Origin of the sequence: Saccharibacter sp. EH611, assembly GCF_009834765.1 — a bacterium.
Taxonomy (GTDB): domain Bacteria; phylum Pseudomonadota; class Alphaproteobacteria; order Acetobacterales; family Acetobacteraceae; genus Saccharibacter.
Genome location: NZ_WVHP01000024.1, coordinates 55137 through 69522, shown reverse-complemented (window position 1 = coordinate 69522; position 14386 = coordinate 55137). Strand labels below are relative to the sequence as shown.

Annotated in this window: 11 protein-coding genes; 9 read left to right on the top strand and 2 right to left on the bottom strand. The window is 51.1% G+C overall.

Annotated features, from left to right (window positions below; translation table 11 throughout):
- The first annotated feature begins 10 nt into the window (after positions 1 to 10).
- From GS535_RS09415 to GS535_RS09395, 5 genes are all read left to right on the top strand, one after another.
- Positions 11 to 1798 (top strand): tetratricopeptide repeat protein, encoded by a 1788-nt coding sequence (locus tag GS535_RS09415; RefSeq protein ID WP_160792453.1) that lies wholly within the window; start codon positions 11 to 13, stop codon positions 1796 to 1798.
- Complete coding sequence (locus tag GS535_RS09410; RefSeq protein WP_160792452.1) at positions 1791 to 4727, top strand: glycosyltransferase; 2937 nt, start codon at positions 1791 to 1793, stop codon at positions 4725 to 4727. The genes GS535_RS09415 and GS535_RS09410 overlap by 8 nt, the downstream gene beginning before the upstream one ends.
- A gap of 156 nt (positions 4728 to 4883) precedes the next feature.
- Positions 4884 to 5813 carry a hypothetical protein gene (locus GS535_RS09405; RefSeq protein WP_160792451.1) on the top strand — a complete coding sequence of 310 codons (930 nt, stop codon included), beginning with the start codon at positions 4884 to 4886 and terminating at the stop codon, positions 5811 to 5813.
- 5 nt (positions 5814 to 5818) lie between these two features.
- The gene (locus GS535_RS09400) at positions 5819 to 7060 is read left to right on the top strand and encodes a glycosyltransferase family 4 protein (protein WP_160792450.1); all 1242 of its coding nucleotides are present in this window, start codon (positions 5819 to 5821) and stop codon (positions 7058 to 7060) included.
- Positions 7061 to 7090: 30 nt separating this feature from the next.
- Positions 7091 to 7573 carry a hypothetical protein gene (locus GS535_RS09395; RefSeq protein WP_202401640.1) on the top strand — a complete coding sequence of 161 codons (483 nt, stop codon included), beginning with the start codon at positions 7091 to 7093 and terminating at the stop codon, positions 7571 to 7573.
- A gap of 79 nt (positions 7574 to 7652) precedes the next feature.
- Here the strand turns inward: GS535_RS09395 and dps are convergent, their stop codons facing one another.
- Together dps and GS535_RS09385 are read right to left on the bottom strand one after the other, a co-directional pair.
- The gene (gene dps, locus GS535_RS09390) at positions 7653 to 8162 is read right to left on the bottom strand and encodes a DNA starvation/stationary phase protection protein Dps (protein ID WP_160792449.1); all 510 of its coding nucleotides are present in this window, start codon (positions 8160 to 8162) and stop codon (positions 7653 to 7655) included.
- A 53-nt stretch (positions 8163 to 8215) separates the two neighbouring features.
- Positions 8216 to 10732, bottom strand: a complete 2517-nt coding sequence (locus GS535_RS09385; RefSeq protein ID WP_160792448.1) for a glycosyltransferase family 2 protein — start codon at positions 10730 to 10732, stop codon at positions 8216 to 8218.
- A 247-nt stretch (positions 10733 to 10979) separates the two neighbouring features.
- On the opposite strand from GS535_RS09385, the gene pstC reads away from it, so the two are divergent.
- Genes pstC through phoU form a run of 4 tightly spaced genes read left to right on the top strand, consistent with a single transcriptional unit; the run spans position 10980 to position 14352 of the window.
- Complete coding sequence (gene pstC, locus GS535_RS09380) at positions 10980 to 11924, top strand: phosphate ABC transporter permease subunit PstC (protein ID WP_160792447.1); 945 nt, start codon at positions 10980 to 10982, stop codon at positions 11922 to 11924.
- A gap of 17 nt (positions 11925 to 11941) precedes the next feature.
- Positions 11942 to 12805: a phosphate ABC transporter permease PstA gene (gene pstA / locus GS535_RS09375; protein ID WP_160792473.1), complete on the top strand. Its 864-nt coding sequence runs from the start codon at positions 11942 to 11944 to the stop codon at positions 12803 to 12805.
- Positions 12806 to 12823: 18 nt separating this feature from the next.
- Complete coding sequence (gene pstB / locus GS535_RS09370; RefSeq protein ID WP_160792446.1) at positions 12824 to 13627, top strand: phosphate ABC transporter ATP-binding protein PstB; 804 nt, start codon at positions 12824 to 12826, stop codon at positions 13625 to 13627.
- A gap of 5 nt (positions 13628 to 13632) precedes the next feature.
- Complete coding sequence (gene phoU / locus GS535_RS09365; RefSeq protein WP_160792445.1) at positions 13633 to 14352, top strand: phosphate signaling complex protein PhoU; 720 nt, start codon at positions 13633 to 13635, stop codon at positions 14350 to 14352.
- Positions 14353 to 14386 lie beyond the last annotated feature (34 nt).

Here is a 14386-nt window from a genome sequence, read left to right as displayed (position 1 = left end):
ACAGCTCATTATGAAGAAGACGTTTTTCTCATCTTTCCGTCCGTCCGTTCGACGGTTTGCGCATGCTATGCAGCTTCTCGAGCAAGGGGAAGCTGTTGAGGCCTTTTCGATTTTTGCGGATCTTGCGCGACGCGATGACCCGCAGGCGCAATATCAGGTTGGGCAATGTTACCTAAGCGGCAATGGGGTGGTGGCGTCTCTAGAGGAAGGGGCGCGCTGGGTGTCGCGTGCAGCCCATCATGGACTGCCAGAAGCGTGCTTTACGTTGGCAACGCTCTACGCGATGGGCTTGCCAGAAGGGTTTGATCCAACCACGACGTTTAACACGGTCGATGCGTTAACCGCCGAGTATGAACATGCGGAAAAGCAGCCTGATTTTGAACAGGCTGAGCTTTGGGCGCGTCGCGGAGCTGAGGCTGGGAATGCGGATGCTCAAGCCCTGCTGGCTCATATTCTAACCCATGGCCCTAAAGAGCTGCGTGATGAACGGCAGGCCCGCTACTGGTATGGTAAGGCGGCTGATGGTGGGGCGTTACAAGGCTATCTTGGCCTTGGTCTCCTTCTTGTGGGGGAGGCAAGAACCGAGGATGAGAAACGCCGTGCAGCAGCCTATTTAACCAAAGCGGCAGAGGGTGATCTAGGCACGGCGTGTGCTACGCTGGGTTGGATGTATGAGACAGGCTTTGCGGTAAAGCAAAGTTTTGAGCGGGCTGCTCATTATTATGAAAAAGCAGCGGAGAATAATATTCTCCCTGCTCAGGCACGCTATGGGCTCATGCTCCTTAAAGGGGTTGGCGTAGAGACGAATATTACGCGAGCAGAGACGTGGTTGCGGCGGGCTGCGTATAATGGAGATGCTGATGCGGCTGCTTTGCTTGGTGATTTATATATTCGAGGGGAAGATTTTGTTCCCGTCCCTTCAGAAGCGCTTAAATGGTATCGCTTGGCGGCAGAAAATGGGCATGTCGCAGCAACACGTGCGTTAGCGCTGCTTTACCTAACGGGCACAGGAACGGAGCGGGATCCCCAAAAGGCGACGCATTGGTTTCAAGTGGCTGCAGCAAAAGGCGATAAACATGCTGTGGCGGACTTTGGGAATATGATTCTTGCCGGCGTGCCTCAATCAGATGAGGCGAAAGCGGACATGCAAGAGCGTTTCCGCCATTTAGCAGAGAGTGGAGATCCGTTAGGGGCGTTCAATTTAGGGGTGTGTCTCGCTCAAGGGCTTGGCGGTGGACGTGATGAAGCGCAGGCTCTCTACTGGATGAGTAAAGCGCGCGACGGTATCGTGAACGCCCAATATTGGTATGGCCGCATGCTTTATGAAGGGATTGGTTTATCAGCTGACCCTGTTAATGGTTTAAAATGGATCGAGAAAGCAGCAGAGGCAGGGATGCCGGAGGCCTGTGTAGCAGCGGCGCAGTTGCTCGTTACAGGGGCTGTTGAAGGGCGGCGTGATCACCAAAAAGCGTTGGCCTTGTATCATCAAGCTGCCGAGCAAGGGAATGTGGATGCATTCTTCTCTCTTGGGGCTATGTATGGTGGCGGGCATGACATCCCAATGGATCGTTCGCGGGCCTTTGATTATTTTGAGAAGGCGGCCCAGAGAGGTCATGGCCTTGCCCAGATGATGGTCGGGCGTTACTTGGCGCGAGGATTGGCCGGACATACGGATGTTGATCAAGCGCGTTTATGGCTGCGTCGTGCCGTGAAAAACGGTGCTAAAGAGGCCGAAAAAGATTTGAAAGAGCTCGACCAACAGCGTCTTTCGGCGGAAAAAGGAGAGGAGCATGGCTGAGGCCTTCCCACCCTATGTCAGTTATGGACTGAAGATTTCGTCCGAAGATGAGCAGCGCTGGTATGAAGAGCGAGAGCGCGAGGCCAGTGAGGCTCTTGAGCGTGGTCTGGCCTGTTATGAGGAAGGGGAGCTCAAAGACAGTTTTTACTGGCTTGGGCGTGCGGAGCGTTTGTCGGGAGACCGCTCTAATGCGATGCTTTCTTATGCAATGGTGGCCTTGGAGCTTAATTATTGCCGGATTTGTCAGCCTCGGTTTCAGCTACTGCGGGAGCGCTACCAACTACGTGAGGCTGCTTTTGCCGAGATTTGGTGCCTCTGCCGACAGGGGCGCCTACAAGAGGCTGCGCGCTGCTTAGGAAATGCGTTGTCGCGTTCTTTTGCGGTGAAAGGGATTTCAGATGTTGCAGGACGTCTCGCAGCACAGACGGGCAGGCCGGGTTGGGCGACGCTTTCTAATAGTGGGATTGTCTCAATTCATTGCGCAGAGCGTGTTCAACTCTATCTAGATTCGTATGATCTGGGAGAGATGGATCCTGGGGCGATTCTATTGTCTTCATGGAATGATAAGGGAACGAAACGTCTATGGTCTGACTATGAACGTTTGTCGGTTACTGTTAAAGGGCGGCATGTTTTAGGCAGTCCATTTGATATCCACACGTTGACCCGTTGTGATGGGGTTGTAACCGTTAAGGACGGGCACCTTGAGGGATGGCTGTGGCATCCTGAGGAGCCTGATTTTGAACCGAAAATTTGGATAGATGACGCTTTTTCTCTAACAGTTTCGGAAAAAAGGGATATAGCGGGAGATGACCGCCCTTTGTTTCGACCGTGGGGGTTTTCTTTCCCTCTCTCTTCTCTCCCAGATAGGGAGAAAAAGAAGGTCGTTGTGCGGGACACGCATCAACGTCTGCTACGTGGGGCGCCGCTTGATCCGCAGATAGAGCAGATTTTAGTAGGTAAGGCGCCTATTCCGACGCAATTTCAGCCGATGATGGTGGGAGGGGGGAACGCAACCGAAGATGAGCGATCACGCCTGAAGGCTGCGCGTTGTGCTGTTATCATTCCTGTTTATCGTGATTATGAGGGAACACGTGACTGTTTAAGAAGCGTTTTGCAGACTGTGCCACAGGATACTGTGGTGGTCGTCATTGATGATGCTTCCCCAGATGCAGGTATTGTTCAGTACGTTCAACAGCTTGCTGAGCAAAAGCAAATTATTTTACGAACAAATGCGTATAATCGTGGTTATCCTTACAGTGTCAATGTTGGGCTGAGCCTTTGTCACGGACGTGATGTTATTTTGCTCAATAGTGACACGACTGTTTTCCCGGGATGGGTAGAGCGTTTGCGGGCATGGTTAGCGTTGCCCCATGTTGGCACAGCGACGCCTTTTTCAAATGATGGTGGGCTCACCTCGTATCCGTCCGTTGAACAAGACAATATTTATCCCTCACTACGAAACGCACGTTTTTTAGACCAGTTATGCCAAGCTATAGACCAGCCTGATATTATTGAACTGCCGACGGGGAATGGCTTTTGCATGGCTATTTCTGCGGCGTGTTTACAAGCGACAGGTTTGATGCGCGACCAGCTTTTTGCGCAGGGCTATGCGGAGGAGAATGATTTTTGTCTCCGTGCTCGTGAGCAGGGCTTTCGTCATGTTGCTGCTGTGACGGTGTATGTGCGGCATCGGGGGCATGCATCGTTTCAGGAGGGATATCGTGGCTTATTGGAGCGCAATTTAGCGCTGTTAAACAAGCTATATCCACAATATGCGCAAGATGTACAAGATTTTAAAAAGCGCGACCCTCTCTATAAGGTGCGTCGTTCTTTTGATGAGTATTGTTTGAGGGAAAGAGTAGGAGAGGCTGGCTCTGTTTTGATGATACAGCACCGTCTTGGTGGAGGTGTTGCGCGTGTTGTGAAAGAGAGAGGCCAATCTTTCCTACGTAAAAAGGTGCTCGCACTGAGTATGGCGCCAACAGAGAAGGGCTGTATACTGGAAGTCTGTGGAAGTATTGAGGGGTTCCCCAACCTATCTTATGCACTACCATCGGAGAAAAACAAGTTGTGTCGTCTCCTTCGGGATGTGCAAGTACGTCATATTGAATGGCATCATTTGGCCGGACATGCTCCTTGGATACGCACTCTCCATCGTGCTCTTGAGGTTCCGTATGATGTTTTTGTGCATGACCATGTTTGGTTTTGCCCACGTATTGCGCTCTTAACGGGAGACGGCCATTATTGTGGGGAGCCCTCTGTGGAGGCGTGCCAGAGATGTATTGATCGGTGGGGGCAATCTCTTGAAGCTGGGCTGACTATTTCGGCGTTGTTGGAGCGTTCATCAGTTGAGTTGACAGCAGCACGTCGTGTAGTGGCTCCATCCTCTGATGCGGCGAGACGGTTAAAGCGCCATATAATGGACGTAAAGACCATTGATATTGAACCTCTCGAAGACGATCGTTGTCTTCTCCAGAGTGAACGTAAGCCTTTTTATCGCCATGCGAAGCGTCGTATTGGTGTGCTTGGGGGGATTAGTCGCTGGAAAGGGTATGATGTTCTCGTTGATCTTGGTCGGCATATTCAAAAGCATGATTTGCCATTAGAGCTTGTTTTGTTTGGGAGTACGGCTGATGACGAAAAATTGATGGAGGCAGGTGTCCGGGTGACGGGGCCATATCGCGAGAAAGATATTTTACTATTGCTGGCCGTTGAAAAAATCGATATTGGCTTCATACCATCGGTTGCCCCTGAGACATGGTGTTACGTATTGGGATGGTTATGGAAAGCAGGGTTGGATGTTCTGAGCTTTGATATCGGAGCGTCGGGTGATCGTGTTAGAGTGTCTGGCCGAGGTCGTGTCATTCCATTAGGAGTCTCGATCAATTTTTTAGCACAGTATATGTTGCATTACGAAAAAATCCGTTAGTATGCTAAGAAAAGGTGTATTTGAGTAGAGAGTTCGTCATCTTCATCGGGTGAATGCTTTACAGTATTATCTCACGAGAGGTTGTAGCTGTGTTTCCTGTTAGTGGGTGTGCGCCCTTACGGAAGCAGAAACGATCTCGTAAAACAGGGAGGCACAATGCCCGACACAGAGCAGGAACAGGGAGAGAACCGCGTAGTAGATCTGAAGGCGGGTGCGCATGTCATGATGCTTGATGCCGGGGTCTATTGTGTGTTCCATGCCCCGGGGCAAAAACCACCGGGTCGTTCTGGTTTGCCGGGTGTGCGCATTACCCGCGCTCCTGGAGTGTCTCCTGACGTAGTTGAGGTGAGCACGTTTGAGACAGATGGCTGGATGGGAAGCATGAATGGCGCTGCTTTAGTGCGTGTTCATCAAGGCCCGTCTGGTGTGATGGTGACGACCTACCAAGAGCTTGGAAGTGAGCAAGAAGGGTCTCGTCTTCAAGTCATGCGACTGATTGATAGTCGTGCTGAAGGAGGCGTGAGAGAGGGTGTTGAAGCAACAGAGCTTGCTGCAGGTACGCCGGCTGATAAAGCGGTTGTTGGTGATGTTACAGCTCATATCCAGCGGCAAGGTGATGTCAATGGTCAGCTTGGAGACTGGGTGGGTACACCGGGGAGCCAGTTATGGATTGAAGGCTTTTCAGTCAATACAACAGGCCCGCTGAAAACTGATGATGTCGAGTATCAGGCCGTATTGGGGCGTGGATGGCTTTCTCCTTGGGTTGAAGGGGGAAAGTTCTGTGGTTCTCGTGGGATGTCTTTGCCTATTTTAGGGCTTCGTGTTCGCTTAAAAGGTGAAAAGGCGGAGCATTGGTCGCTGCGTTTGAGTGCTTCTTTTACAGATGGAACGCGTCTGGGGCCTGTGGATGGGGCAGAGGATGCTCTTGAGGCGGAAAGCTTGGCACCTCTTGAAGGGTTTCGTTTGGAGTTGATACCAGTGGAAGGAGACACCGAGGAAAAGGCCTCTAAAAAAGAGAGTTCGTCTCGCAAAGCGTCGTCTTCAACCGTGCGTAAGACAGATAAGCGGCGTACGCGTCGTCAGTAGGGCTTGTGCGGTATCTTTTCGTTCATCAAAGTTTTCCCGCGCAATATGTGCATCTATTACATCATCTTGTGAAGCAAGGTGGTCATGAGATTGTCTTTATTACAGCCAGCCAGGCTCAGGAAATAGCAGGGGTGCGGCGTGTATTGTATGCGCCGCCTTCTTTGCCTTCTTCATCGGTTCATCCTGCTGTGCGTGAGTTGGATCATGCTGTGCGTCGGGCAGAAGCAGTGGCGCGTGTGGCGCAGTCTTTAAAAGCTCTTGGCTATGTGCCCGATATTATCATTGGCCATCATGGGTGGGGTGAGCTTCTTAATATTGGTGATGTTTTTCCGAATGTGCCGGTCTTAGGGTATTTTGAATTTTATTATCATGTTGAAGGGCTGGATGTTGGGTTTGATCCTGAGTTCCCGCTGACAGATCTTGCTCCTTTATTGGTGCGTTGTAAAAATGCCATTAATCTTCAGGCGTTGACGCTTCCCGGAGTAGGCCAAACGCCGACCCTGTTCCAAAAAGGGACATACCCTGACTGGGCACAGTCAAAGCTTTCTCTCTTGCATGAAGGGGTTGATTTAGCGCGATGTCGTCCAGATAAAACGGCACGAGAGCGTGTGCTGCAAGTTGGAGATGTTCGTGTGCAGCCCTATGAAACGTTGGTGACGTACGCGGCACGAGATATGGAGCCTTATCGTGGTTTCCATAGTTTTATGCGGGCTCTCCCACGTATTTTAACAGCTCGTCCGGATGCGCGCATTATTGTCGTTGGTGGGAATGGGATCAGCTATGGCCAACACCCTCCTGGTGGCGGTAGTTGGCAAGATGCTATGCTGCGTGAGCTGAAAGGGCAGCTCGACTTAGAGCGCATTCATTTTGTGGGATGGCAGAGCCATGAGGATTTGATACGCATCTTGCAGCGTTCAAACGCGCATGTTTATTTGACCTATCCGTTCGTGTTGTCATGGTCGCTACGAGAGGCAATGGCTGTTGGTTGTCCGCTTGTTGCGAGCGATACAGCGCCTGTGCGTGAATTTCTCACGGATGGCGAGAATGGGCGTTTGGTGCCTTTTTTAGAGCCTGAGCAGATTGCAGATGGTGTGCTAGAGCTTTTGGAAGATCGTGCCTTAGCGCAAAGATTTGGACGGAAAGCGCGGCGTCAGGCGTGTGCTCAGTTCGATTTAAAAGATTATCTACACCAGTATGAGAAGCTGATTGATGATAATGTCCATCAGGTTCATAAAGCTCTGGTATAAGGGAGCTGGTGATGATGAGAGGGGTGTTTAATGTCTGTTGAAATTCTTCCCGCATTGCGGGCTTTGGTTGACGGTTGGGTCGTTAAAAAATCAACGTCAACACCTCCGCAGAGATTGACCTCAGAGGAGTTGGATATGCTTGCACGCGCAAGCATTGAAACATTGACCCAACGCGCTCTTGGCACAGCTGATGGTGAGTGGGGCAGTCTTGAGGAAGTGACGCGTGGCTGGGTGGTGCAGCGTCAGCGCGGGGAGACGCCTGGCCCATTGGTGGAAGAAGAATACCGCCAGTTTGTAAAGTTCGTGCTTGAAGGATTGTCACGTGCACGTCCTACCTCTTCACAAGGCGAGGGAGGACATCAAGAGGCTGATCAAGCGCAAGCAGCAGATGATGGTTTAGCGGATTACACACCAGAAACAGATGATGTTTTGCCTGATGGGCGGCGTGTTGCCGATGTGCTTCGTGAGGATCCGTTTTATTTTGCGCGTGAACACCTCGCTCTTTCTCTTTAAAGGAAAGAAAGGACGAAAAAAGGGGGATGCGACATTAATAGTCGCATCCCCCTTTTTTATAGAACAGAGGCAGTTGCTCTTATTTTTTAGGGCCAGCAACATCCTGTGTATGCGCTTCAAGGAACCATAGGTTCTTATCGAGCCCACGGGAAATTTCGGTGAAGATATCAGCTGTATCATCATCGCCCGCTTCAGCTGTGGTCTTAATCGCTTCACGCACGCGGTTAGCAACCGTTGCAAAGCGCTCGGCCAGAGCTTTCACATGATCCAACACGTCATAGATATCGGTTGGATAAGCTGGGAATGTTGTTTGTTCTGCAACATTCTGAGAGGTGCCAAGAGCCGTACCGCCCAGCTGGACAGCGCGCTCTGCGGCTGTATCAACATGGCCATCAATTTCGCTACGGAAGCCATCAAGCATTTCATGAACACCGATAAAGCCAGCCCCTTTGAGGTTCCAATGAGCTTGTTTGGTGATCAGCGCAAGGTCGATCAAATCAGCCAGACGTGCATTCAGGGTCTCAATAGAGACATGCTTGGTGTTATCTGCCGTGTTGTTTTGCGTTGCGTAGTGATTAATCTTAGACATAAAGGTCTCTCCTTAATCCTCTTCATGAGGGGTGATTACCTAGTAATCGGATACTACCAGAGTTTTTCAGGATCATGAAGATCAAAGAAGGTCTGGTGGTCTTTCCTGAAATAATGTGGGTATGTGGGATCATTTTTAAAGAGGGGGAACTCTTTCCATCTCTCCAACATGGTTTGGGTTTCTTGGAAAAAGCGAGGCTCATTCTCGGGTTTATTATCCGTTCCGCGTGAAAAACTTTCATGGTGTTCGGCCTGCGCACCCGCACAATAGATGATTTTAAAGCCAGCTTGGCGAATCTTGAGGCACAAATCGACATCATTATAGGCGATTTTTAATGATTCTTCATCGAAGCCGCCCAGTTCTTCAAACAATGAGCGGCGTACAAGCATAGCGGCTGCGGTGACGGCCGTTACTTCGTGGCTTAGGCAGAGGCGGCCAACATACCCATAGGCATCATGGGGTTGAGCACGGTGGACATGCACACCAATAACGTCAGGGCCAACAGCAACACCAGCATGTTGAATGGTTTCGTTTGGGTAGAGAAGACGAGGTGAAACAGCCCCAACATTGGGGATCGCGAGTGCTTCTGCCACCATCTTTGTTAAGAAGTTTTCTTGGGAAATAAAGACGTCGTTATTGAGGAAGAAGAGAAAATCACTCTTACACTGCTGTGCCGCAAGGTTATTGAGGCGGGAGAAGTTAAAGGGTTCCTCAATACGCAGAACAGAAACGCGCGGGTCGGAGCTGATTTCTTTTAGAAAGAGATGAGTCTCGTCTTCAACAGAGAAATTATCCACAAGGCAGATATGCAGATTGCGATAATTGGCGTGAGTTAATAGAGAATCGACACAGCGTCGCGTCATCTCGACCTGATCGCGGAAGGGAATAATAATACTAATAGAAGGGCGGCGTCGATTCGTCCATTCAACGTCGTAAAGGGTCAGGTTGTTGATCGAGTGGACTTTAGCGCGGCGCTGCATCCGTGTGAGATGAGCCTGAACACAATCAACGCCGGCTTTGACAGCGTAGGTTTTATTGCTAATGCGGGCAGCCGTCGAATTCGGTGTTTTGCGCCAATGGTAAAGAATAGCCGGGACATGCACAATCTCGGATGCGTCTAAGATTTCCGTGCAGCGGAGCATGTAGTCGTGATCTTGAGCGCCATCATATTGGGTGTTCAGGAAACCGACCTTTTTGACGGTTTCTGCGGCAATGATGGTCAGGTGGCAGATATAATTGCAGCCGAGCAGATAACGATAATCGAATGCAGGTTTAAAGTTTGGTTCTAAAAAATGACCTGCTGCATCAATTTTATCTTCATCGCAATAGAGCAACTTAGCTTGGCTTTTGAGGGCTTCGCGGATCATGACTTCTAGGGCAACAGGGACGAGAACATCGTCATGGTCAAAAAAGGCGATATATGCCCCTTTAGCCGCACGGATGCCTGCATTGGTTGCTTCGGAAATGCCCTGATTCTTTTTCAGTGTAACAGCGCGGATGCGTGAGTCGCTGGTGGTGAGTTCTTTGATAGTAGCGGCTGTTTGCTTACAGCTACTGCCGTCGTCGATGAGGATCAGTTCCCAATTTTGGTAGGTCTGAGCGACGACAGAGGCGATAGCAGTTCGGAAATCATGGGTGTCAGGTCGGTAGGTCGGGCAGAGAATGGTAACGAGTGGCGCGCTCTTAGGGAGGGGGTGTGCACGTCGTTGCGTGGCGACCTTATCGGCTAGGAGAGTATAATAACGATGGGCCCAGCTGTTATAACGCTGAAGGTTGGGCGCACGTCGTGGAATGAGACTGCTCACCTCTCGTCGTACAGACGTTAAGTCGCGGTAGAGTTGGTCAATGGTACTTTCTAACGCAATGAGGCGGCTTTCAAGGGTATCATGGACGAGAGAGGTGGTAAAAGGACTGCCTTCAAGAGGGACTTTATCCGGTTCTGAAATCACAGAGAACTGGTGCGGATGTTGATCATAAAGGCGGCGTGGAAGAAGAATTTCAAAGCCACAATTGGGGTCACAACCTAGCGCTTCCGCAACATCTGAGCGGTACTGGTCGGCTCGTGCAGAGCCGAGACTGACACCGTCCGCTGTTGCTGAGACTATGAGGCCGCCCATCCAATCGTCGTAAGGGGAAGGTCTATGAATAATCCATCCCCGTAGAACATCATCTTTTACCCCATCAACGAAGCTGTGTATCTCTGGCCGAATAGAGCCAGGGAATGTGACTGTTTCACTTAGAATGTCGTTGTGATCAATATTGGGAAGCGGGAGAACTGATCGATCTGGAAAGCGTAAACCGATAGAATGCGGATGGCCGTCAAACACATTTTTCGGTAGACAAAATTCAAAGCCAAGCGTGTTGATGGGAAGATTGAGTGCTTCACGTACATCTTCACGCGGGGCGTCGCATAAGACTTGCATTACCTCTTGTTGGTCAATGAGGACATGTACGCGTACGGGATGGTCTATATCGCGCAAGTTAAGGGCCCAACCGCGAATAGTCCCATTTGTAAAATGATCCACATGCCCTTGAAAGGCACTCGACGGTGAGGCTAGCTGTTGCGACACGCATGACTCCTACAATCAACAAGGTGGCCCGTTTATGTGTGGTATGGCGATAAGCAAGCCACTAGTCTAGCGCAATAAAGATGCTTTTCTTGTGTCTTTCTCGTTACGGCACTGTGTAAAATCACGAAACTTTTGTGGCAAGGTATGAGCGACGCTTGTTCTCCACTTAAGGGATAGGTTAAGCCTTGAGCGTTGGCGCCCCGTTTGAGGGCGCCTGTAGGCTGTTGCAACGACAGGGTTCCGAACCATGAGTATGGCGCCTGTGCCACGATCTTCCAAACGCCAGCTCGGTCTGGATGTTCTCTTTCATGCTCTCTTTTGGGCAAGTGCTCTATTGGTGCTCCTCATTTTGGGGGGGCTTATTGTTCTTATGGCAACAGGGGGATGGAAAGCGCTGACCACATTTGGTCTGAGTTTTTTTGACCAGTCATCCTGGAATCCTGTTAAAGATCGTTACGGGGCTTTGGCACCCTTACTCGGTACCGTGTTGAGCACGGTTATTGCTTTGCTTTTGGCTATCCCTCTGGCGTTTGGAACGGCTTTTTGGCTGACCAATATTGCCTCAGCGCGTTTGGCGGCGGTTATAGGAACGGCGGTGCAACTTTTGGCGGCTGTGCCATCCATTATCTTCGGTATGTGGGGATTTTTCACCATTGTGCCGTTGGTTGCGCGTTATGTGCAACCCTTTGTTAATCATCACTTTCGCCATGCATTTATTTTGGGGCCGTTGTTAAAAGGCCCACCGATTGGGACGGGAGTGATGACGTCTGGCATTGTCTTAGCGGTTATGATTGCTCCTTTTATTACAGCTGTGATGTGTGATGTGTTTGGCGCAGTACCCCCTATGCTGCGTGAGAGTGCGTATGGGCTTGGGGCGACACGCTGGGAAGTGATGCGGAAAATCATTGCTCCATGGTCTCGTAACGGGATGATCGGAGCGATTGTTTTGGGTATGGGCCGTGCATTGGGGGAGACGATGGCTGTGACCTTTGTGATCGGCAATGTCACTTCTGTTGGATGGTCGCTTTTTGCTCCTCGAAGCACGGTGGCTTCCTTAATCGCGCTGCAATTTCCTGAAAGTCCAGCTGGGTCGCTACGTTTGTCATCATTAATGGCATTGGGCTTTACGCTCATGCTTTTATCTTGCGCGAGCCTTGTGGTAGCGCGTTGCCTACGGGGGAGACGTCAATGAGCGAGACTGCTCAACAGATGGCACGGGCCGCCAAGCAGCGTTGGCATCAAGGTGGGCGGGCTCGCCGGCGACAAATTCTTGACCGCATAGCGACTGGAGCCAGTATTGCAGCTGGAACTCTTTTAGTTCTTGTCCTTTTGTCCATTTTATGGACTCTTCTCAGTCGCGGTCTGGCGGGCATATCTTGGGCGACTATAACCCATTCCATGGGGCCTCCTGGTTCTGGAGGAGGGCTGGGTAATGCGATTTTGGGCAGTATCATTCAGACAGGCCTCGCTTTGGCGATGGCAGCACCGCTTGGGCTTTTCTGCGGGATTTATCTTTCAGAATATGGCGGTAAGCATAATCATTTTGCCTCAGTGGTTCGTTTTGTCTCGGATGTTCTGATGTCTGCCCCGTCGATTTTGATCGGGCTGTTTATCTATCAGCTCGTGGTGGCTCCGTGGGGGCATTTCTCTGGCTTTGCAGGAGCGGTGGCGCTGGCTGTGTTGGCTGTGCCTGTTATCGTGCGTACGACCGAGGATATGTTGCGCTTGGTGCCCACGTCGATGCGTGAAGCCGGAGCGGCTCTTGGTGCCCCGCGTTGGCGCGTTATTTTGTCGCTTTGCTTACGTTCGGCACGGCAAGGGGTGCTGACAGGTATTTTGCTGGCTGTTGCGCGTATGGGGGGGGAGACAGCCCCTTTGCTCTTTACATCGCTTGGTAACCAGACATGGTCATTACGGCTTGATAAGCCGATGGCGAGTTTGCCGGTTGCGATCTACCAATATGCCGGGGCGTCTTATGATGATTGGGTGCAGCTCGCTTGGGCTGGTGCGCTCCTCATCACATGTGGCGTTTTGATGATTAATATTATCGTGCGGCTTTCTGCCCGCCGCTGAACCAGAGGATAGACGACTATGAACCGTGGTCCGACAACGTTAGCTGAGGATGTTGCCGATTCTGGGGGGGAGGCGGCTCTTGCGGTCAAAGACCTCAATTTCTATTACGGCGATCATCATGCTTTGCATGACATCACGATGGATTTCCCTGCTCGCCAAGTCACAGCGATGATTGGCCCAAGCGGTTGTGGAAAATCGACCCTCTTGCGTATTTTTAACCGAATGTATGATCTTTACCCAGGGCAACGCGCGACGGGTGAGGTGATGTTTGATGGGGTGAATATCCTTGAAAACACGGTAGGGCTGGACGTGCTTCGTGCTCGGATTGGGATGGTCTTTCAAAAGCCAACACCATTCCCCATGTCTATCTATGATAACATCGCCTTTGGCGTGCGTTTGCATGAGCGCCTCAGCCGTGCCGAGATGGACGAGCGTGTGCAAGATGTATTGACGCGTGTGGCTTTATGGAGCGAGGTACGAGACCGTTTGAAGGCTCCTGCTTCTGGTCTTTCGGGGGGGCAGCAGCAAAGGCTGTGCATTGCCCGGAGTATTGCCACACGCCCAGAAGTGATCTTGCTTGATGAGCCAACCTCAGCGCTGGATCCTATCTCGACAGCGCGTATTGAAGAGCTGCTGGATGAGCTCAAAGAAGAGTTCACCATTGCGATTGTCACACACAACATGCAGCAGGCTGCGCGTTGTGCTGACCGTGTCGCGTTCTTTTATATGGGAGGGTTGATAGAGGTGGATACAGCGGATCGTATCTTTACCAACCCTCGCCAGAAACAAACGCAAGACTATATTACAGGTAGGTTTGGATAAGCGCTATGACACAAGAACGATCTCACATTGTTAAAAGCTATGAACAAGAACTTGACCAGCTGCGTGCGATGATGGCGCAGATGGGCCAGATTGTGGAAGAGCAAGTGGGGCTTGCTCTTGATGCGATCGCTAAACATGATGAAGAAGCAGCCGATGAGGCGGCGCGCCGTGACCCGGAGGTTGATGAGCTGGAGCGTGAGGTCGAAGGGTTGGGTATTCGCCTTTTGGCGTTGCGGAGCCCGATGGGGCCTGACCTGCGTGAGATTGTCTCTGCTCTTAAAATTACGGGCGATCTGGAGCGTATGGGTGATTATGCCGCCTCGATTGCACGTCGTGCAATGAAGGTAGCGTCAGAAGAGGGGAAAGTCTCTCTCTCTGGGTTGCGGAGTATGGGGCGTTTGGTGCGGGAAAATCTTCATCGCACGGTTGAAGCTGTGGTGAATCATGACCCTCATCAGGCTATGGAAGTGTGGCACGCCGATCGCGGTGTTGATGAGCATTATCTGACGCTTTTCCGTGAGCTGATCACGTATATGATGGAAGACCCACGCACGATTCGCTCCTGCACAGAATTGTTGTTTATCGCGAAAAATCTGGAGCGTATTGGCGACCATGCCACTAATATTGCAGAGCGTGTTTTTTACGCGGTAACAGGCGATAATCTGCCGACTTTACGCCCTCGCGGTGGTGTTCGTAAGTCCCAGCAAGGGCCGCCGCCTGAGTAAGCCAGCAATTATTTGAGAATGGTAGGTAAGAAAA

Excerpts from the sequence above, each read along its gene's own strand:
- pstB (WP_160792446.1), top strand. The coding sequence starts at position 12,824 with ATGAACCGTGGTCCGACAACGTTAGCTGAGGATGTTGCCGATTCTGGG.
- GS535_RS09405 (WP_160792451.1), top strand. The coding sequence starts at position 4,884 with ATGCCCGACACAGAGCAGGAACAGGGAGAGAACCGCGTAGTAGATCTG.
- dps (WP_160792449.1), bottom strand. The coding sequence starts at position 8,162 with ATGTCTAAGATTAATCACTACGCAACGCAAAACAACACGGCAGATAAC.
- GS535_RS09415 (WP_160792453.1), top strand. The coding sequence starts at position 11 with ATGAAGAAGACGTTTTTCTCATCTTTCCGTCCGTCCGTTCGACGGTTT.
- pstC (WP_160792447.1), top strand. The coding sequence starts at position 10,980 with ATGAGTATGGCGCCTGTGCCACGATCTTCCAAACGCCAGCTCGGTCTG.
- pstA (WP_160792473.1), top strand. The coding sequence starts at position 11,942 with ATGGCACGGGCCGCCAAGCAGCGTTGGCATCAAGGTGGGCGGGCTCGC.
- GS535_RS09395 (WP_202401640.1), top strand. The coding sequence starts at position 7,091 with ATGTCTGTTGAAATTCTTCCCGCATTGCGGGCTTTGGTTGACGGTTGG.
- phoU (WP_160792445.1), top strand. The coding sequence starts at position 13,633 with ATGACACAAGAACGATCTCACATTGTTAAAAGCTATGAACAAGAACTT.
- GS535_RS09410 (WP_160792452.1), top strand. The coding sequence starts at position 1,791 with ATGGCTGAGGCCTTCCCACCCTATGTCAGTTATGGACTGAAGATTTCG.